The sequence below is a fragment of the Zavarzinia sp. CC-PAN008 genome (assembly GCF_051903925.1).
In the GTDB taxonomy this organism is placed as follows: domain Bacteria; phylum Pseudomonadota; class Alphaproteobacteria; order Zavarziniales; family Zavarziniaceae.
The window spans coordinates 1,752,116-1,770,737 of the sequence record NZ_CP173678.1; the positions used below are offsets into that span (position 1 = coordinate 1,752,116).

Consider the following 18,622-nt stretch of genomic DNA (forward strand, 5'->3'; position numbering starts at 1 on the left):
GGGGCCGAACGGTCAGTCAGGCAGGTGGCAGGCGCCGCTCAGGTGGCGACGGCCTGGCGCAGGCGGGCCAGCAGCGCATCCACGCCGCCGCCATTCACCACCACGCTCGAGAACTCGGACCGCTGGGTGATCGCCATGCTGACCCCCTCGATCACGACGTCGACGATCCGGTAGTTGCCACCCTGATTCTCGACCTGCCAGTCGACCTTGATGGCCTTCGATTCGCGCGGCCGCTTGACCAGGCTGGAGACGACCATGCGGCCGTCCTGGCCCGGGGCCTCCCCCTGTACGGAGAAGGTTTCACCCGCGTACTCGGCCAGGCGCGCGGCATAGGTCTTGACCACGTAATCCTCGAACAGGGCGGAGAATTCCGCCTGCTGCTCGGGCGTCGCGGTGCGGCGGTGCCGGCCCAGCACGAAGTTGGAAATGCCGGCAATGTCGAAGTTCGCGGTGAACAGGGTGCGGAACCGGCTCCGCCGCTCCTGCTCGGGCACGGACCGGTCGGTCAGTGCGGCAATCGCCTGGTTTCCCAGGTTCTGGATGAAGGCTGCGGCCTGCCCGGACGCGCCGGCAGGGCGGCCGGCCATGCCGGTCACCGCTGCCAATCCGAACAGAAGGCCGCCGGCAAGAACAACGCGACGAGACGGCATGGCGAACCCTGTGGCTAGTCGGACAGACCTGCCGCCGCGTTCCGCTCCGCGATCAGGCGTTCAAGCGCTGCTGCGGTGGGGGCTGCGATCGGCCGTCTGGTCTCTACCACGGATGCCGGTCCGGGCGCGACCGCCGATGTGTCGCTGGCCGTGCTGCCCGACCCGGTGGCCGGCGTCGCGGGGCCCCGGGGCGGCATTACGGTCGCGGCGATGTCGGTCGCCGGCGGGGCAACGGGCGACGCGTCGACCAGGCCGGAGCCGATCGCCTGATCCGTTGGCGTCCCGTCATTGATCAGGGCCGCGCGATTCTGCCGGTAGAGGCTGCGCACCGCGGCGTAGAAGTCGATCGAGGTCCGCTCGAGGTCGTTGATCTCCTCGAAATTGCGGGCCCGCGCGTCGATGATGCTGACGCCCGAGACGACGGTGCCGATCATGTTGCGGTGGTTGGTCCAGTAGAAGTAGCTGAGCGGGTCGAGGAAGCCGTCAACCGCGTCGCCCACGCCGTCGCGCGGATTGGTCGGGCCCAGGAACGGCAGCACGAGATAGGGGCCGTCACCCAGCCCATAGACGGCCAGCGTCTGGCCGAAATCCTCGTTATGGGAGGGGATGCCCCAGTCGGTCGCGACGTCGAACATGCCGGCGACACCCACCGTGGTATTGGTCGCGAAGCGCAGGGCCGTGTCGCCCGCGCCTTCGAAGTCGCCCTGCAGGACGTCGTTGATCAGGATCAGCGGCTGGCCCAGGTTGTCCAGGAAGTTGCTGACCACCCGGCGCCCGGGGGAGGGGATCACGCCGCGATAGATCTCGGCCGCGGGCCGCAGCAGGACATGGTCCAGGAACATGTTCACGCTGAAGAAGTAGCGGTTCAGCGGCTCCAGCGGATCGTTGAGCGCCTCGAACTCGGCCACCGCCTCGGGATCGCTGGGGTCCGGCGGGGTGGCGCAGGCGGCAAGGCCCAGCAGCGCCAGGCCCGCAGCCAGGCCGGCCGGCCGCAGCGCACCCATCAGCGATTTGGTACGATCGATCCAGGAATCCGAGACCACAGAGACGCCCCCATCGCCAATTTGTGCAGTCGGCCCGGCACTGCCCGCGCCGAGGGCACCGGCCGCCCGACGGGCAGCGATGCGCCCGGGGAATGTAGAGGTGCAATACCTTGCTGCCAAGCAGGGGCAGACCCATCAGATGTGCGGTTGCTCACACTCTGTTGCAGGCGCGCCCCGCTTGCATCGCGCTTTCCGGTGTTCAGGCGGACCGCGCAGGCAGTGCTTGCTCTGAGATATAAAGATATGTTTATGTCTGATGGATGGTTGATCCAGATGGACATGATCCGCGCGACGCGCACCGACCGCCCGACGGCGCCAGCCTGGATGGCGTGCTGGCTGGCCTGCGCGCCGCGGGCGAGCCGACTCGCCTGCGCCTGCTGGCGCTGCTGGCCCGGGCCGAGCTGACCGTTACCGAACTGTGCCAGATCGTCGGGCAGAGCCAGCCCCGCGTGTCGCGCCATCTGAAGCTGATGACCGAGGCCGGCCTGATCGAGCGCATTCGCGAAGGAACCTGGGTCTTCTGCCGGCTGGGAGAGCGCGGCGGTGCTGCGTCCCTGGCCCGCCAGATCGCCCGTGCCCTGCCGGAGGACGAGCTGCTGCTGGCCGGCGACCGGTCGCGCCTGGAGTCGGTCGTGGCGACGCGGGCCGAGGCGGCGGCCGCCTATTTCCGGGCCAATGCCGCCAACTGGCGGCGCATGCGGGCCCTGCACGTCGACGAAGCGGTGGTCGAGCAGGCCTTGGCCGAACTGGTCGGGCGCAAGCCGCTGGGCGACCTTTTGGATATCGGCACCGGCACGGGCCGGATGCTGGAGCTGTTCGGCGGCCAGGCGTCGCGCGCCGTCGGCATCGACCTGTCGCACGACATGCTGGCGGTGGCCCGCGTCAACCTGGCGCGCGCCGGCCTGAGCCGGGCCCAGGTGCGCCATGGCGACATGTACCGCCTGAACGCAGGCGATGAGGCCTTCGACCTGATCCTGGTGCACCAGGTCCTGCACTACGCCACCGATCCCGCCAGTGCGATCGCCGAGGCGGCGCGCGTGCTGCGCCCGGGCGGCCGGCTGGTCGTCGTTGACTTTGCGCCCCATGGCGAGGAATTCCTGCGCCAGGACCATGCCCACCGCCGCCTGGGCTTTGCCCCTGAGGAAGTGGCCGGCTGGTGCCGCGCAGCAGGGCTTGAGGCCGGCCTGTGGCGCGAGCTGCCGGGCGAGCCGTTGACGGTTTCGATCTGGCTGGCCCGCAAGGCGCAAATTGTTGAGGGGACGCTTCCGGCAGAGAAGCGCCCGTTGGAGAAGCGTGCATGACTGCCTGGACAACGCGCCTGAAGAGCCCGGTTCGCATTGCCGAGCCGGGCCGGCCGCTCGACGTCAGTTTCGAGTTCTCGCCGCCCAAGACGCCGGAGGCGGAGGAGGCGCTGTGGCGCACCGTACGCCGGCTGGCGCCGCTGGGCCCGCGCTTCGTCTCCGTCACCTATGGCGCGGGCGGTTCGACGCGGGAGCGGACCTACAACACGGTGCGCCGCATCCAGACCGAGCTCGGCATCCAGTCGGCCGCCCACCTGACCTGTGTGGGCGCGTCCAGGGGCGAGTTGCGTGAGATCGCCCAAGGCTACTGGGACAGCGGCATCCGCCACATCGTGGCCCTGCGCGGCGACCCGCCGGCGGGCGCTGGCCCCTACAGCCAGCATCCCGACGGCTGCCGCGACGCGGCGGAACTGATCGGCCTGCTGAAGGGGGTGGCAGATTTCGAGATCAGCGTCGCCGCCTATCCCGAGGTACATCCCGACGCCGCCAGCGCCGAAGCGGACCTCGACAACCTGAAGCGCAAGATCGATGCCGGCGCCACGCGGGCGATCACGCAGTTCTTCTTCTATAACGACATCTTCCTGCGCTTCGTCGACCGGGCGATGGCAGCGGGGATCACCGTGCCCATCGTGCCCGGAATCATTCCCGTCTCGAACTTCGTCCAGATCCGGCGCATGGCCGCGATGTGCGGAACCGCCGTGCCGTCCTGGATGGCCGACATGTTCGAGGGGCTGGAGGACGACCTGGAGACGCGGCGGCTGCTGGCAGCGACCATCGCCGCCGACCAGTGCCGCGAACTGGCCGCCTTTGGCGTCGAGCAGTTCCATTTCTATACGCTGAACCGCGCCGACCTGAGCTTTGCGCTGTGCCACATGCTGGGCCTGCGCCCTGCGGCATCGCAGGCCGAGACGCTGGCCGCGGGTGTCGGATCCCGGGCCGTGGGAGAGTGAGATGAGCGACTTCCTGAACCAGTTGAAGGACCGCGTGCTGCTCTGCGACGGCGGCATGGGGGCGCTTGTCCAGACCATGGACCTGGAGGTCGAGCGCGACTTCGACGGGTCCGAGAACTGCACCGAGATCCTGAACCGGACCCGGCCCGACATCGTGCGCGACATCCATCGCCGCTATTTCGCGGCCGGTGCCGACATGGTGGAGACCAACTCCTTCGGCGGCTCGCCCATCACGCTGGGCGAATTCGGGCGCGAGGGCGAGGCCTATGAGCTGAACAAGCTGGCGGCCGAGATCGCGCGCGAGGCGGCGGAGAGCTTCTGTGATGGGCGCAGCCGCTTCGTCCTGGGCTCGGTCGGGCCAGGCACGCGCCTGCCAAGCCTGGGCCATGTCGCCTATCGCCCGCTGGAGGAGGCGCTGACCGTCCAGGCGCGCGGCCTGATCGATGGCGGCGTCGATGCCATCCTGATCGAGACCTGCCAGGACCCCCTGCAGATCAAGGCCGCCGTGAACGGGGCCAAGGCGGCGCGCCTGGCCCTGGGCAAGGACACGCCCATCATGGTCCAGGTGACGGTGGAGACGACCGGCACCCTGCTGGTCGGCGCCGACATCGCAGCCGCCGCCACGATCATCGACGCGCTTGACGTGCCGGTGATGGGCCTGAACTGCGCCACCGGGCCCCAGGAAATGGCCGAGCACGTCAAGTGGTTGAGCGAGAACTGGAAGGGCTTCATCAGCGTCCTGCCCAATGCCGGCCTGCCCGAACTGGTCGACGGCAAGACGCACTATCCGCTGGGGCCGGCCGAGCTTGCCGCCTGGCTGAAGCGCTTCGTGCTGGAGGACGGGATCAACCTGATCGGCGGCTGCTGCGGCACCAACCCCGACCATATCGCGGCGCTGGATGCCATGCTGCGCGGGATCGAGGGGGCCAACTGGCGGCCGCGCCCACGCACCCGCACGTTCAGCTGGGTGCCGTCCATCGCCTCGCTCTACGGCCAGGTTCCGCTGCGGCAGGAAAATGCATTCCTGGCGATCGGCGAGCGCTGCAATGCCAACGGCTCCAAGAAGTTCAGGGACGCCCAGGCCGCGGGCGACTGGGAGACCTGCGTCGCCATGGGCCGCGAGCAGGTGAAGGAGGCCAGCCACGCGCTCGACCTCTGCACCGCCTATGTCGGGCGCGACGAGATCGCCGACATGACCGAGGTGCTGAGCCGCATGCGCGGGTCGGTGACGGCGCCGATCGTGATCGACTCGACCGAGCTGCCGGTGCTGGAGGCGGCGCTGGAGCTCTATGGCGGCAAGCCGGTCATCAACTCGATCAACTTCGAGGACGGCGAGGAGCCGGCGGAGAAGCGCCTGCACCTGGCGCGCAAGTTCGGTGCCGCGGTCGTGGCCCTGACCATCGACGAGGTCGGCATGGCCAAGACGGTGGAGGACAAGGTCCGCATCGCCCACCGGCTGCACGACTTCGCCTGCAACAGGCATGGCCTGCCGGCGTCCGACCTGATGTTCGACCCGCTGACCTTCACGATCTGCACGGGCAACGAGGACGACCGCAAGCTGGGCCTCTGGACGCTGGACGCGATCGAGCGGATCGCCCAGGAACTGCCGGAGTGCCAGATCATCCTGGGGTTGTCGAACATCTCGTTCGGCCTGAACCCGGCGGCGCGCCACGTCCTGAACTCGGTCTTCCTGGACCATGCGCTGAAGCGCGGCATGACGGGCGCCATCGTGCACGTCAGCAAGATCACGCCGCTGCACAAGATCCCGGCCGAAGAGGTGAAGATCGCCGAGGACCTGATCTTCGACCGCCGGTCGGAGGGCTATGATCCGCTGCAGGCGTTCATCGGCCTGTTCATGGATCGCAAGACGACCAGCGTTGCCAAGGTGCGCGCGGCGACGGTCGAGGAACGGCTGAAGGAGCGCATCGTCGACGGCGACCGCATCGGCCTGGAGGCCGAGCTGGACGAGGCGCTGAAGACGCACAAGCCGCTCGACATCATCAACACCTTCCTGCTGGACGGCATGAAGGTCGTGGGCGAGCTCTTCGGGGCGGGCAAGATGCAGCTGCCCTTCGTCCTGCAATCGGCGGAGACGATGAAGGCGGCGGTCGCCCACCTGGAACAGTTCATGGAAAAGATCGCGGGCCAGGAAAAGGGCACGATCATCCTGGCGACCGTGAAGGGCGACGTCCACGACATCGGCAAGAACCTGGTCGACATCATCCTGACCAATAACGGCTATCGCGTCGTCAACCTCGGCATCAAGCAGCCGGTGGCGGCGATCCTGGATGCTGCGGTCGAGCACAAGGCCGACGCCATCGGCATGTCCGGCCTGCTGGTCAAGTCGACCGTCATCATGCGCGAGAACCTGGAGGAGATGACGCGGCGTGGCCTGGACATCCCCGTGTTCCTGGGCGGGGCGGCCCTGACCCGGAAGTACGTGGAGGAGGATTGCGTCGCGGCCTATGCCGGGGGTGGCGGGCGCGTGGCCTATGCCCGCGACGCGTTCGACGGCCTGGACCTGATGGCCCGGGTCGTGAACGACAATTTCGACACCTACCTGAAAGAGCAGCAGACCAAGCGCGCGGGCCGGCCGTCGAACTCCAAGAAGATCGGCCAAGCGTCGCAGGCCTCCGCCCTGCGACCCGTCGATGCGGAGGAGACCAAGGCGCGGCGCGAGGAACTGGCCAAGGGCGTGCCGGTGCCGCAGCCGCCGTTCTGGGGCGCGCGGGTGATCGAGCACGTGCCGTTGAAGGCACTGGTCCCGTTCCTGAACGAGACCATGCTGTTCCAGTTCCAGTGGGGCTTCCGCAAGGCGGGCAAGGACCTGGCGGCCTACAAGGACTGGGCGCGGACCGAGGTGCAGCCGATCCTGACCCGCATGCTGGACCTGTGCGCCAGGGACGAGATCCTGAAGCCGCAGGCGGTCTATGGCTACTGGAAGGCGGCGGCGGAAGGGAACGAGGTCGTCCTGTTCGAGGAGGACGGGACGACGGAGGCGGCGCGCCTGAGCTTCCCGCGCCAGGCGCGGTCCGGCGGCCTGTGCATTGCCGACTTCTTCCGCGACGTGACGGCGGGGGAGCGCGACGTGATCGGCCTGCAGGTCGTGACCATGGGGCAGACGGCGTCGGATGTGGCGCGCAGCTGGTTCGCGGAAAACCGCTACCAGGACTATCTCTACCTGCACGGCCTGGGGGTCGAGATGGCGGAGGCGCTGGCCGAGCACACGCACAAGCGCATCCGCGGCGAACTGGGCTTCAGCCACGAGGACGCGCGCGAGATGGAGGCGATGCTGAAGCAGGGCTATCGCGGCTCGCGCTATTCCTTCGGCTATCCGGCCTGCCCTGACCTCGCGCAGCAGCGCACGCTGCTGAAGCTGCTGGGTGCGGAACGCGTGGGCATCGAGATGGCGGACGAGGACCAGCTCCACCCCGAGCAGTCGACCAGCGCCATCGTCGTCCACCACCCCCAGGCCAAGTATTTTACGGTCTGAGGGGACAGCCCAGGCGGCGGAGCCCGACGCATCGCGGGGTGCCCGTCGTCACCCTGCGACGCGTCCGGCGGTGTTTCGGACCCATCGCTTGTCAGCCGTCCTTGGCCGACGGCCCCTGGGCAGGGGCATGGTGACAGCACACGCACACCTTGTTGCCGTCCAGGTCGCGGAAATAGGCGCCGTAATAATGGGCGTGATAGTGCGGCCGAAGGCCCGGCTCACCCTGGTCAAGGGCTCCACCGCGAAGGGCCATGGCAAAGACCGCGTCGACCGTCGGCCGGTCCGGCGCCAGCAGGGCGACCATCCCCCCGTTGGATGGAGAGGCCGGTTCGCGGTCATAGGGCCGGCCTACGATGAACAGGGGGCGCGCCGCATCCGCGGGCTCCCAGCCTGCCCAGCCGGTGGTCGCATCCGAGAAGCGCAGCCGCCAACCCAGCAAAGCCAGGATCGGGGCATAGAAGGCCTCCGCCCGCGCCGGGTCATTGGTGCCCAGATAGATGTGCGACAGCATCAATAGGCGCTCCCGTCCTTGTGCGTGAAGCGCCAGCTGTCGCCGGTCCACACTGCGTCCAGGTCGTCCTCGGGATAGGCGCCACGATCCTCCGGATTGCGGTCGCCCACCTCAAGATAGGTCACGTCCTGGTCGGTCGCATTGACCAGATGGTGCGCACATCCGCCGGGCACGAAGCCGGCGCACATGCCCGGCTGCAACGGGAATTCGCCCTGGTCCGTCCGCAAGGTGGGATGCCCGCTCAGGACATAGACAAACTCGTGCTGCTGGCTGTGGCGATGGAGCAGTGAGGATTGGGCGCCCGGGCGCAGGATCGTCAGGTTCACGCCGAACGGGGCGATGCCGAACGCATCGCCAAGCTGGCGCTTCACCCTACCCGCCATGCGACTGGCGAACGGCTCGGGATAGTTGCTCGCCTTGGCCCGGGGCGGCACGTCCAGCGCGGCAACGGGCTTGAAATCCGGCTTCGACATGGCACCCCTCGGATCGTTGAGCGGCAGAACGATAGCATTGCACCCGATCCGGATTGGTGAGATTGCTTCACCGATCCACACGCAACCCTATCCCCGACGGAGGACCGCGCCATCGCAACCCAGCTGCCGTCGCTGCGCGGGCTCTCGGCGTTGGCTGCTCTGGCGCGGCACGGGCGGCACGATCCTGCCGCCAGGGCGCTGGGCATCTCGCGTTCCGCACTGTCGCACCGGATTGCCGACCTGGAGGGGGAACTTGTTGCGGTGCTGGTCGTCAAGCGCGGTCGGCTGTCCGTGGTCTCGGACGATGGGCTGGCCCTTCTTGCGGCGATGGGCGATGCGCTGGAACGGATCGAGTCGGCTGTCGCGCCGCTGCAGCGGCGGAGACATCAACTGCGCCTCAGCACCGTCAGCACCTTTGCCTCGAACTGGCTGTTGCCGCGGCTCCGCGATTTCCAGGCGGGCCATCCCGACATCGACCTTGCCGTGTCGACGACGCAGCGCGTGGTCGACTTCGATCACGAGGACGTCGATTGCGCGATCCGCCATGGCCATGGCGAATGGACTGGTCTGCGCTCGGTCCTCCTCTTTCATGGGACACTGGTCCCCGTCGCGCGGCCGGGCCTGTACAGCCCCGCTCCGGCCGGCTGGCCGGTCATCCGGGCGCGCAGCCGATTCCAGGACTGGCCGCGCTGGTGGCGCGGCACGGGCCAGGCGGGCGTGCCGCCAACGCACGGGATCACGGTCGAAACCAGATCGCAGGCGTTGGAGGCGTCGCTTGCCGGGGCGGGAGTGGCGCTGACGGACCGGCGCTATCTGGACGACCTGCTGCGGGATGGACGGCTGGAACTGCTGGGGCCGCTGGTCGAGCTTGTCGAGGGGAACTACTTCGTCCATCCGGCCAAGGTGCGGAACAGCCGCCTTGTGGACAGCATGCGCCACTGGCTGCTCGCCCAGTCTGGGGACCAGTCTGCCCGTCTGAGGGCAAGCCAAACCGACAATCAGTCCGAATAGGCTGGATGTTCAGCGGCCGATCAGGGCTTCGCCGGCGAAGCCGCCTGCCTGTTCGTCTTCAGATTGAACAGCGTCCGGCCGTCGATCACGCGGTCGATCAGGGCATCGTCAGGCGGCAGCTGGCCGTCGAGCATGAGCATGGCGAGGCCGTGGACCACGGACCAGGCCTGGACCTGGAGGCGCATCACCTCCTCCGGGCTGCCGTCGGTGAAGGCGGTGGCGAAGGCGCGCAGCAGGTTGGCGGCCGTGTTCTCGCCAAAGGCACCGGATGGCGGTGGGGGCGGGCCGTCGGACGGGGCGGCGCAATGGTCCTGCCCCTTCACCGCATAGAGCAGGCGGAACAGGCTGGGATTGGCCAGCGCGAAGCGGACATAGGCACGCCCTGTCGCGGCGAAGCGCGTGGCCTGGTCCGGTGCCGTCGCGGCGGCAGCCTGCTGGGCTTGGCCCAGGCGCTCCGCCGCCTCGCCCGCCAGGGCGCCGAGCAGCGCCCGCTTGTCCGGGAAATGGCGATATACCGCCGTGGCCGACACCCCCACCGCCCGCGCCACCTGGCGCAGGGACAGATCCTCAAGCGCCGTCGTTTCAAGTGCCTTCAGCCCCGCGTCGACAAGGGCTGCGCGAAGGTCGCCGTGATGATAGCTGCGCTGGCTCGATTCAGATGTTGACACTGTAATCATTCACGCTCATGTTAACGGCATAAACATTGGTCCAGGAGGGTACGCAATGTCCAGCGCCGTCGAATCCGCCATCCGCTCCGTCGTGGGCGCCGGCATCGGCAAGATCGCCGATTTCAACCGCAAGCGCCTGGAGGAGCGGGACCACGAATTCCTCTCCGGCATCCATGCGCCGATCCAGGGCGAGCTGACCCTGACCGACCTGAAGGTCACGGGCCAGATCCCGGCCGAGCTTTCGGGCCGTTATGTCCGCATCGGGCCCAATCCATTCAAGCCGACGGCCAAGGGCCACCACTGGTTCATCGGAGACGGCATGGTGCATGGCGTGCGCCTGCATGGCGGCAAGGCGGAATGGTATCGCAACCGCTATATCCGCTCACAGACGCTGGAAGCGGCGGGCGGGCCCAAGGCGGCACCGGGGCCGCGCCGCGGCCGCGGCGATACCGTCAACACCAACGTGATCCCCTATGCCGGCAAGACGCTCGCCATCGTCGAGGCAGGCTCGTTCCCCGCGATCCTGAACGACGAACTGGAGACGATCGCCTATAGCGATTTCGACGGCACGCTGGGCACCGCCTTCACCGCGCATCCGCACGAGGATCCGGCGACGGGCGAGCTGCACGCCATCACCTATGACGCGATGACGCCGACGACGGTCTGGCATGTCGTGGCCGACCGCAACGGACGCGTGGTGCGGCAGGAGCCCATCCCGGTCAGCGACGGGCCGATGATCCACGAATGCACGATCACGAAGAACTATGTGCTGATCTTCGACCTGCCCGTCACCTTCTCGATGAGTGCCGTAATGGCGGGCTATTCCTTCCCCTATGTCTGGAACCCGAAGCACAAGGCCCGCGTCGGCCTGCTGCCCCGCAACGGCACGGCCGACGACGTGATCTGGTGCGCGGTCGATCCCTGCTACGTCTTCCACGTCGCCAATTCCTATGAGGATGAGCAGGGCCGCGTGATCGTCGATTCCGCGGTGTACGAGACGATGTTCAAGGACGGCATGGACGGCCCCAATGGCCGCTCGCTGGGCCTGGAGCGCTGGACCATTGATCCGGTGGCGAAGCGGGTGGCGCGGGCGACGATCGACGCGGCGCCCCAGGAGTTTCCCCGTCCTGACGAACGCTTCTTCGGCGCCGCCTACCGCCATGCCTGGTCCATGGGTCTGCCAGGGGAAGGGGGCGAGGGCTTCATGGGCCCGCAGCCGCTCTACCATCACGACCTTGAGACCGGCACGCGCCGGGCCCGCGACTTCGGCACCGGTGCGGTGCCGGGCGAGTTCGTGTTCGTCCCCCGCAGCGCAGACGCCGCCGAGGGCGATGGTTGGGTCCTGGGCTATGTCATTGACACGGCGACGGACACGACGGACCTGGTGATCCTGGATGCCCTCGATATCGAGGGCGAGGCGGTCGCCCGCGTCCACATCCCCCACCGGATCCCCACGGGCTTCCACGGCAACTGGATGCCGGACGCCCGCTGACCGGGACGGCGCGCCGGCCGGTCCGGGCCGGCGCGCATTGCAGCCATTCAGTGATTGCATATGGTATACAGACGAATGTTTACCTGGGCGGATCGTGTCCTCCGCTTGCCCCGGCCAGGGAGACCTCCCTGCGGGGAGGGTCCTTGTTCGCCTGTTGTTTAGTCGAATCGTAACGCAGAACTGCCAATCTGCGGTGGAACCCACGGCTTCCGTGGTGTTATATACAATCGAAACCATTGCAAGGTGCCGCAGGTTCAAATGCGTGACGACGGTTCAGAGGCCGGGCGCCTGGGCGCTCTGGCGGGCCTGGCCATTCTCGATACACCGGCGGAGGGCGAGTTTGACGAGATCGTTCGCCTGGCATCGACGCTGCTGGACTGTCCAAGTTGCGGCATCAGCCTGATCGACGAACAGCGCCAATGGTTCAAATCGCGTGTCGGGATCGAGTTCAGCGAAACGCCGCGCGAACACGCGTTCTGCCGCCATCCTGTTGAGACCTGCGACTATTTCGAGGTGCAGGACGCGGCCAGCGACAGCCGCTTCGCCGACAATCCGCTGGTCAGGGCGCCCGGCGGCATCCGCTTCTATGCCGGGGCGCCCCTGATGATCGCAAGCGGCCATTGCCTTGGCAGCCTCTGCGTCTTCGACTCGAAGGTGCGGCCCCCCCTGGACGCGCGACAGCGCCAGACCCTGCTCGATCTGGCCCGCACTGCGGCGGGCCTCATCGACTCACGCCAGATGCGGCAGGTCGGTCGCGTGGCGGCGAAGGTGGTGCAGGCGACGTCGGACGCGATCCTGTGCGTCGATGCCAACGAGGTGATCACCTTCTGGAATCGGGCGGCAGAGCGGATGTTCGGCCACGCCGCGGCGGATGCGATCGGCAAGAGCCTGGACCTGATCATGCCGCGCGACATGGCCGATGCCCATCATGCAGGCTTTGCCCGGGCCGCCGGCGGTGGGCCGACACGCCTGATCGGCACGGCCGTCGAGTTGCGCGCACTGCGCGCCTCGGGCGAGGAGTTTCCCATCGAGTTGTCCCTGGCACCCCTGCATGACGGGCCGGGGATCGGGGGCTGTGCCGCCATCATCCGCGACATCACGGAGCGGAAGTCGCTGGAGCGCGACCACCGCCAGACGCGCGAGTTCCTGGACACGGTGGTTGCCAATCTGCCGGCCATGCTGTTCGTGAAGGATGCGGAGTCGCGCCGCTATCTGCTGCTGAATCGCACGGGCGAGGAGCTGATCGGCCGACCGGCGGCGCAGATCGTCGGCCGCACCGATGCGGAACTCTTCCCCAACCAGGGGGCGGACTACATGGCGCGGGACGACGACGCGCTGTCCGGCCGCGGCATGCCCCTGTCCGAGAGCGACTTCACACGCGATGACGGGCGGGTGGTCACGGTGCGGACCCGGCGCATCATCGTCGATGGCATGGACCGCCCCCGCCAGTACATCCTCGGCATCAGCGAGGACATGACCGAGGCACGGCGGACCCAGGCCGAGGTCATACAGTTGGCGCAGTTCGATGCGTTGACCGGCCTGCGCAACCGCGCAAGCCTGGTGAAGCTCCTGGAACAGACGGTGGCGACCGGGCAGCGCATGGCGCTCCTGGCCATCAACCTGGATCGCTTCAAGCCCCTCAACGACCAGTTCGGCCACCCGGTGGGCGATGCCGTCCTGGCCGAGGTCGGGCGTCGCATCCTCAAGGTCGTGCGCGCCTCCGACATCGTCTCCCGGGTTGGCAGCGACGAGTTCCTGATCGTCGCCGTGGACGCGGCGCCCGTCGAATGCGCCGAGCGGATCGCCCTGGCGATCACGCGCGCGCTGGGCGAGCCGATCACGGCCGAAGACTTCAGCGGCTGCATCAGCGCCAGCATCGGCATCGCGGTCGCCCCCGAGGACGGCCGGGTGCCGGATGAGCTGCGCCAGTCGGCTGACCTGGCCCTGCACCGGGCCAAGTCGGAGGGGCGGGGCGGCATCTGCTTCTACAGCGACAAGATGGACGCCGCCGCCCGGGACCGGCGCGACCTGGAGCGCGACCTGCACACCGCGCTGGACCAGGGCGAGATCTGGGTCGCCTACCAGCCGATCGTGTCGGCCGCCACGGGACAGATCACCAGTGCCGAGGCCCTGGCCCGCTGGACCCATCCGAGTCGCGGGCCCATCCCGCCGGACGTCTTCATCTCGATCGCGGAGGAAGCCGGCCTGATCGAACGCCTGGGCGCCCGCCTGCTGGAGACTGCCTGCCGGGATGCCGCGGCCTGGCCCGAGCACATCCGCCTGGCCGTCAACCTGTCGCCCCGGCAGTTCGAGGAAGGCAACCTGCTGGCGACGGTGGAGCGGACCCTGCAGGCGTGCGGCCTGCCGGCGTCGCGGCTGCAGCTTGAGGTGACCGAAGGCCTGCTGATCCGCAACGTGGACCGGACGTTCAAGCTGCTGAGCGAACTGCGCGCCATGGGCATCCAGATCCTGATGGACGACTTCGGCGTGGGCTATTCCTCGCTCAGCTATTTCGAGCGTTTCCCGTTCGACAAGGTGAAGATCGACAGATCCTTCGTGCAGAAGATCGTCCATTCGCAGGCCGCCCGCGCCATCGTCCAGGCGGTGGTCCACCTGGGCGCCACCCTGCAGATGCGCGTCGTGGCGGAAGGTGTCGAGACCGGGGAACAGCGCGACCTGCTGGTGTCCGCGGGCTGCACGCACATGCAGGGCTATCTCTTCAGCCGGCCAGTGCCGAACGACAGCTTCCGCACCTTGCTGGAGGGGAACGACGCCGCCCTGGCCGGCGACCGGCAGCGCCGGGTCGCCTGAACGGCTGCGGCTTCAGCGGCACAACTCCAAGCTGACGCCGTACGGGGCAGCAGCGCAGACCATGATCACAAGCCTGTCTTGAAATCAAAAGCCTCCGAAAGGAGGCTCAGGATTTGCCAAATCCGTCGCCGCCCACCCCCGGACTGAACTCGGCGTCCCCAAGGCTCAGCCGGCTAAACGACGGGACATCCCATTCGAGCAGCGTTTCCGAACGCTCCACGCTCGCGAGAGTGCCGTTGGAAATTTCATCATCCACGGTGGTCATGTCTAGCTCGCTTGGACTAAGGGTCTGGATCTCAGGTCACGCACTAATCCGGGAGGCGTCCAGCCTGTCAAGGCGAATATCTCGGACTTCGGCGAACGCTGGAAGGGACAAGGTCCCGGAACTTGTGAGGCGCCGAGGCGATCTTCCATGTCCCCGCCCGCTCCGCCGCCCCCTTCAGGACAATCCAAAGCGGCTACGAGCCGTGTATCGTCAGCCCATGCCGCAGCATGAGGCCGCTTCGGGCGTGAGGCTCACAAGCCAGGGCCTTGTTCCACCTGTCGGCCGCGATCGGCGGTTTGTACTCGGCGTCCGCAAGGCTCAGCCGGCGCGCTGGCAGGTGATCGCCATGACGCCGGAGCCACCCTGCATGCGGTAGGAGAACTGGCCCTGGCCATAGTCCTGGAGCTGCCAGACAAAGGGGCCGGGGCCGGAACTCTGCTTCATCTGCTGACCCTGGCCGACCAGGACGCCGTTCTGTGCCTGCCACTGCCCCTGGGCCTGGAAGCCTTCGTTGAAGCCCGCGGTCTGGGCGAAATAGGAGCCCTGCGCCTGGAACTGGCCGTTGGGATAGAGGACCAGGCCGTAATTGTAGATCCAATTCTCGAAAGCGTTGTTGCTCACCGTCTGGTTGCCCATCTGGCACTGGTACTGCCCGGCATAGTGCGGATTGGCCTGGGCTGGCAGCGCGGCGAGGCCAAGGGCCACGGCAATCCCCGCCAGGGTCGTCGTGGCACGGACCGTCTTCAGCAATCGAGCAACTGTCATCGAGGCAACTCCCAACAAGGCCAGGACCCGCAGCGGCCCCGTGCTCACGAGTGTGGGATGTTCCGCCAGCGGATTAAAGTGATCGTGGTCAAGCTGGTCCCAAACTTCAGTTCAGCCCGCTCCTGCATGGCCCGGTTCATCCGGGCCATGCATGGACCAATCGTTCCGCGGGCTCGACGGTCGGTTCATAGGTCCCCCGGCCGAGCCGGGGGACGCAGGTGGACACTGGGCCTCAGTGGTGCAGGCTGTCCTGGTGGACCTCCGCGTGGACCTCTGCCCTGGGGCTGGCGGCTTCCAGGACGGCCTTGGCTTCCTCGGCCAGGTCGGGGCCGATCGCCTCGGCAATCGCCTGGTCGACGCTGTCGAGCCAGACGAACTGGACCTTGGACCGGGCGGTCTCCGGAATCTCCTCCAGGTCGCGCCGGTTGCGGGCCGGCAGCATGACCTTGGTGATCCCGGCGCGGACCGCGGCCACCACCTTCTCCTTGATCCCGCCGACGGGCAGGACCTGCCCGCGCAGCGAGATTTCGCCCGTCATCGCGACGTTCGACTGGATGCGGCGGTCCGACAGGAGCGAGACCAGCGCCGTGAAGATCGCGACACCCGCACTGGGCCCGTCCTTGGGGGTCGCCCCCGCCGGCACGTGGATGTGGATGTCGTGCTTCTCGAACAGGTCGCCGCGCAAGCCAAAGACGTGGCCGCGCGCCTTGACCAGGCTCAAGGCCGCCTGCGCGCTCTCCTTCATCACGTCGCCCAGCTGGCCCGTCAGGATCAGCCGGCCGGAGCCGGGCACCCGTGTTGCCTCGACGAACAGGATGTCGCCGCCGACCGGCGTCCAGGCCAGGCCCGTGGCAACGCCCGGCACCGCCGTGCGCAGGGCTGCCTCCCGCTCGAAGCGGACGGGGCCCAGGATGCCGTGCAGGTCCGACGGCTGGACCGCGATGGGTCCGCCCTCGCCCTCCGCGATGCGCATGGCGATGCGACGGAAGACGGAGCCGATCTCGCGCTCCAGGTTGCGCACGCCCGATTCCCGCGTGTAGTCGCGGATGATCGCGCGCAACGTGTCGTCGTCCAGCGACGCCTGTTCCGGCTTGACCCCGTTCGCCTCGCGCTGGCGCTTGACCAGGTAGGTCCTGGCGATCTCCAGCTTCTCCTCCTCGGTATAGGCGCCGAGCTCGATCACCTCCATTCGGTCCCGCAAGGGGCCGGGGATGGTGTCCAGCTGGTTCGCCGTCGCGATGAAGACGGTGCGCGACAGGTCGAAGGGCACGCCCAGGTAGTTGTCGCGGAACGTGCCGTTCTGCTCCGGATCCAGCACCTCCAGCAAAGCCGAGGACGGATCGCCCTGGATGCCGCGGCCCAGCTTGTCCACCTCGTCCAGCATGATCACGGCATCCCGCGCGCCCGCCTTGCGGATCGCCTGGATGATGTTGCCGGGCAGGGCGCCGATATAGGTGCGCCGGTGGCCCCGGATCTCGGCCTCGTCATGCACGCCGCCCAGGCTCACGCGCTGGAACGAACGGTCCATGGCGCGCGCGATCGACTGGCCGAGCGAGGTCTTGCCGACGCCGGGAGGGCCCACGAACAGCAGGATCGGGCTCTTGCCCTCCGGGTTCAGCTGGCGGACGGCCAGGTGCTCCAGGATGCGCCGCTTGATCTTTTCCAGGCCGAAATGGTCCTGGTCCAGGATCTGGCGCGCGCGCGGCACGTCGATCGCCTTGGGCGCAGGCGGCGCCCAGGGCAGCTCGACCATCCAGTCCAGGTATGTGCGCAGCATGCCGTGCTCGCCCGCACCCTCGGGCATCCGCTCCAGGCGGCGCAGTTCCTTGGTGACGTGCTTTTCCACGTCCTCGGGCAGCTGCGCCTTGGCAATCGCCGCCTTCAGGTCGGCCAGGTCCTGGTTGCCGCCCTCGTCCTCGCCCAGCTCCTTCTGGATGGTGCGCAACTGCTCGCGCAGCAGGTGCTCGCGCTGGCGCGTCTCCATCGTGGCGCGGGTCTGCTGGCCGATGTCGCGCGACAGGCGCAGGACCTCGATCCGGTAGGCGAGCAGCCACAGGACCTTGTCCAGCCGGGCACGGATGTCCAGCGTCTCCAGCACGTCCTGCTTCTCGCCCGGCTTCAGGTCCATGAAGCCCGCGACCATGTCGGCCAGCAGCGAGGCGGTCGGGATCGCGGCGACGGTCTGGGCCAGCTCGCGCGGCGCATCGGGCAGCAGGGACAACGCCTCGCCCGCGCGGGTGCGCAGCTGGTGGACGCGCGCCTCGATCTCGGTCGACGCGACCTCAGGCTCGGTCAGCAGCTCGACGCGGGCGACCAGGAACGGGTAGCCGGGCAGGAACTCCCGGATGCGGAAGCGCTGCGTGCCTTGCGCGATGACATGGTGGCCGCCGTCCTGGCCGGTCAGGTAGCGCATGATGCCGGCCTGGGTGCCGACCTCGTACAGGTCGGCGGGGGTGGGCTCGTCGATGCTCGCGTCGCGCTGCTGGATCACGCCGAACGGGCGTTCCAGGCGCACGGCTTCCTGCGCCGCCGCGATCGAGCGCTGGCGGCCGAGCGAGATCGGCTGCACCACGCCCGGGAACAGGACCATGTTCCGCACAGGCACCAGGATCAGGGCGTCATCGGGCAGCGGCCGCAGCCCCTGCGACCCGGTGGACGCCGTCGCCGCATCCGGGGATAGGCTTTGGGCATTGTCCTGCAGCAGGTCCTGGCGGACCGCCTCAGGTTCGGGGGACACGGCTTCGGCAGCCGCGGACTTCGGATTCTCGGTGTTCATTCAACCAGCCCTCCCGCTCACCCTGGCGAGGGTCAAAACAAGGCAGCCGTTGACCAGCTGCGTACGGCCCAGCTCCCACTCACCGGCGGGGACGCCGATGCGCCGCTCGAAACGGCCATAGGGGATTTCAAGTCGGTGGATCCGGGCGGCCTGCGGATTGACTGGCAGGCGCCGTTCGGCTTCGACGATCAGCTGACCGCGTTCGTAGCGCACCTGGACGGCTTGCGGGTCGACGCCGGGCAGGGCGACGATGATCGCCAGGCCCTGGTCCGTCTCGACCACGTCCAGCGGCGGCTCCCATACCGGGCCGGGCCGCTGGCCCGCCGGCTTGAAGAACTGGCGCTGCATCTGTTCCGCCCGGTCGAGGAAGGCGCAGGCCTCCGCCCACATCCAGGCCGTGGGATCCCGTGTCG

The 18,622-nt window shown here is 68.1% G+C and carries 15 protein-coding genes; 6 read left to right on the top strand and 9 right to left on the bottom strand.

All coding sequences use genetic code 11. From position 1 onward, the window contains the following. Positions 1-38: 38 nt before the first annotated feature. Positions 39-650 (bottom strand): MlaC/ttg2D family ABC transporter substrate-binding protein, encoded by a 612-nt coding sequence (locus tag ACI6GS_RS08210; protein ID WP_439817301.1) that lies wholly within the window; start codon positions 648-650, stop codon positions 39-41. Positions 651-664: 14 nt separating this feature from the next. Continuing rightward, the gene (locus tag ACI6GS_RS08215) at positions 665-1,654 is read right to left on the bottom strand and encodes an MlaA family lipoprotein (protein WP_439817302.1); all 990 of its coding nucleotides are present in this window, start codon (positions 1,652-1,654) and stop codon (positions 665-667) included. 299 nt (positions 1,655-1,953) lie between these two features. Here ACI6GS_RS08215 and ACI6GS_RS08220 point away from each other — a divergent pair, with 299 nt between their 5' ends. The 3 genes from ACI6GS_RS08220 to metH are packed head-to-tail and all read left to right on the top strand — an operon-like array spanning position 1,954 to position 7,437. Beyond that, on the top strand, positions 1,954-2,994 hold the full coding sequence (locus ACI6GS_RS08220) for an ArsR/SmtB family transcription factor (RefSeq protein WP_439817303.1): 1,041 nt from the start codon (positions 1,954-1,956) through the stop codon (positions 2,992-2,994). After that, entirely contained in the window at positions 2,991-3,944 is a 954-nt protein-coding gene (metF, locus tag ACI6GS_RS08225) for a methylenetetrahydrofolate reductase (protein ID WP_439817304.1), read from the top strand. Before ACI6GS_RS08220 ends, metF begins: the two co-directional genes overlap by 4 nt. A gap of 1 nt (position 3,945) precedes the next feature. Beyond that, complete coding sequence (gene metH / locus ACI6GS_RS08230; RefSeq protein WP_439817305.1) at positions 3,946-7,437, top strand: methionine synthase; 3,492 nt, start codon at positions 3,946-3,948, stop codon at positions 7,435-7,437. Positions 7,438-7,528: 91 nt separating this feature from the next. Here the strand turns inward: metH and ACI6GS_RS08235 are convergent, their stop codons facing one another. Both ACI6GS_RS08235 and ACI6GS_RS08240 read right to left on the bottom strand, forming a co-directional pair. Next, positions 7,529-7,948: a VOC family protein gene (locus ACI6GS_RS08235; RefSeq protein WP_439817306.1), complete on the bottom strand. Its 420-nt coding sequence runs from the start codon at positions 7,946-7,948 to the stop codon at positions 7,529-7,531. Then, on the bottom strand, positions 7,948-8,421 hold the full coding sequence (locus ACI6GS_RS08240) for a cupin domain-containing protein (RefSeq protein WP_439817307.1): 474 nt from the start codon (positions 8,419-8,421) through the stop codon (positions 7,948-7,950). The genes ACI6GS_RS08235 and ACI6GS_RS08240 overlap by 1 nt, the downstream gene beginning before the upstream one ends. A 132-nt stretch (positions 8,422-8,553) precedes the next feature. On the opposite strand from ACI6GS_RS08240, the gene ACI6GS_RS08245 reads away from it, so the two are divergent. Next, entirely contained in the window at positions 8,554-9,432 is an 879-nt protein-coding gene (locus ACI6GS_RS08245; RefSeq protein WP_439817946.1) for a LysR substrate-binding domain-containing protein, read from the top strand. A gap of 20 nt (positions 9,433-9,452) precedes the next feature. On the opposite strand, the gene ACI6GS_RS08250 is transcribed toward ACI6GS_RS08245, so the two are convergent. Then, a complete protein-coding gene (locus ACI6GS_RS08250; protein ID WP_439817308.1) occupies positions 9,453-10,109 on the bottom strand; it encodes a TetR/AcrR family transcriptional regulator in 657 nt (218 codons plus the stop codon). Between the two features lie 46 nt (positions 10,110-10,155). Between ACI6GS_RS08250 and ACI6GS_RS08255 the strand changes: the two genes are divergently transcribed. Both ACI6GS_RS08255 and ACI6GS_RS08260 read left to right on the top strand, forming a co-directional pair. After that, complete coding sequence (locus ACI6GS_RS08255) at positions 10,156-11,592, top strand: carotenoid oxygenase family protein (RefSeq protein WP_439817309.1); 1,437 nt, start codon at positions 10,156-10,158, stop codon at positions 11,590-11,592. A 258-nt stretch (positions 11,593-11,850) separates the two neighbouring features. After that, positions 11,851-14,403, top strand: coding sequence for a sensor domain-containing phosphodiesterase (locus tag ACI6GS_RS08260; RefSeq protein ID WP_439817310.1), 2,553 nt, complete (start codon positions 11,851-11,853; stop codon positions 14,401-14,403). A 106-nt stretch (positions 14,404-14,509) separates the two neighbouring features. On the opposite strand, the gene ACI6GS_RS08265 is transcribed toward ACI6GS_RS08260, so the two are convergent. The 4 genes from ACI6GS_RS08265 to ACI6GS_RS08280 all read right to left on the bottom strand — a co-directional run bounded on the left by ACI6GS_RS08265 (position 14,510) and on the right by ACI6GS_RS08280 (position 18,599). Next, positions 14,510-14,668: a hypothetical protein gene (locus ACI6GS_RS08265; protein WP_439817311.1), complete on the bottom strand. Its 159-nt coding sequence runs from the start codon at positions 14,666-14,668 to the stop codon at positions 14,510-14,512. A 318-nt stretch (positions 14,669-14,986) separates the two neighbouring features. Beyond that, on the bottom strand, positions 14,987-15,433 hold the full coding sequence (locus ACI6GS_RS08270; RefSeq protein WP_439817312.1) for a hypothetical protein: 447 nt from the start codon (positions 15,431-15,433) through the stop codon (positions 14,987-14,989). A 232-nt stretch (positions 15,434-15,665) separates the two neighbouring features. After that, positions 15,666-18,209, bottom strand: coding sequence for an endopeptidase La (lon, locus tag ACI6GS_RS08275; RefSeq protein ID WP_439817313.1), 2,544 nt, complete (start codon positions 18,207-18,209; stop codon positions 15,666-15,668). Next, a complete protein-coding gene (locus ACI6GS_RS08280; protein WP_439817314.1) occupies positions 18,210-18,599 on the bottom strand; it encodes an Hsp20/alpha crystallin family protein in 390 nt (129 codons plus the stop codon). It lies immediately after the preceding gene. Between the last annotated feature and the right edge of the window lie 23 nt (positions 18,600-18,622).

What these genes read in the sequence shown, in the direction of transcription:
- ACI6GS_RS08210 (WP_439817301.1), bottom strand. Translation starts at nt 650, where the DNA reads ATGCCGTCTCGTCGCGTTGTTCTTGCCGGCGGCCTTCTGTTCGGATTG.
- ACI6GS_RS08215 (WP_439817302.1), bottom strand. Translation starts at nt 1,654, where the DNA reads ATGGGTGCGCTGCGGCCGGCCGGCCTGGCTGCGGGCCTGGCGCTGCTG.
- ACI6GS_RS08220 (WP_439817303.1), top strand. Translation starts at nt 1,954, where the DNA reads ATGGTTGATCCAGATGGACATGATCCGCGCGACGCGCACCGACCGCCC.
- metF (WP_439817304.1), top strand. Translation starts at nt 2,991, where the DNA reads ATGACTGCCTGGACAACGCGCCTGAAGAGCCCGGTTCGCATTGCCGAG.
- metH (WP_439817305.1), top strand. Translation starts at nt 3,946, where the DNA reads ATGAGCGACTTCCTGAACCAGTTGAAGGACCGCGTGCTGCTCTGCGAC.
- ACI6GS_RS08235 (WP_439817306.1), bottom strand. Translation starts at nt 7,948, where the DNA reads ATGCTGTCGCACATCTATCTGGGCACCAATGACCCGGCGCGGGCGGAG.
- ACI6GS_RS08240 (WP_439817307.1), bottom strand. Translation starts at nt 8,421, where the DNA reads ATGTCGAAGCCGGATTTCAAGCCCGTTGCCGCGCTGGACGTGCCGCCC.
- ACI6GS_RS08250 (WP_439817308.1), bottom strand. Translation starts at nt 10,109, where the DNA reads ATGATTACAGTGTCAACATCTGAATCGAGCCAGCGCAGCTATCATCAC.
- ACI6GS_RS08255 (WP_439817309.1), top strand. Translation starts at nt 10,156, where the DNA reads ATGTCCAGCGCCGTCGAATCCGCCATCCGCTCCGTCGTGGGCGCCGGC.
- ACI6GS_RS08260 (WP_439817310.1), top strand. Translation starts at nt 11,851, where the DNA reads ATGCGTGACGACGGTTCAGAGGCCGGGCGCCTGGGCGCTCTGGCGGGC.
- ACI6GS_RS08265 (WP_439817311.1), bottom strand. Translation starts at nt 14,668, where the DNA reads ATGACCACCGTGGATGATGAAATTTCCAACGGCACTCTCGCGAGCGTG.
- ACI6GS_RS08270 (WP_439817312.1), bottom strand. Translation starts at nt 15,433, where the DNA reads ATGACAGTTGCTCGATTGCTGAAGACGGTCCGTGCCACGACGACCCTG.
- lon (WP_439817313.1), bottom strand. Translation starts at nt 18,209, where the DNA reads ATGAACACCGAGAATCCGAAGTCCGCGGCTGCCGAAGCCGTGTCCCCC.
- ACI6GS_RS08280 (WP_439817314.1), bottom strand. Translation starts at nt 18,599, where the DNA reads ATGTGGGCGGAGGCCTGCGCCTTCCTCGACCGGGCGGAACAGATGCAG.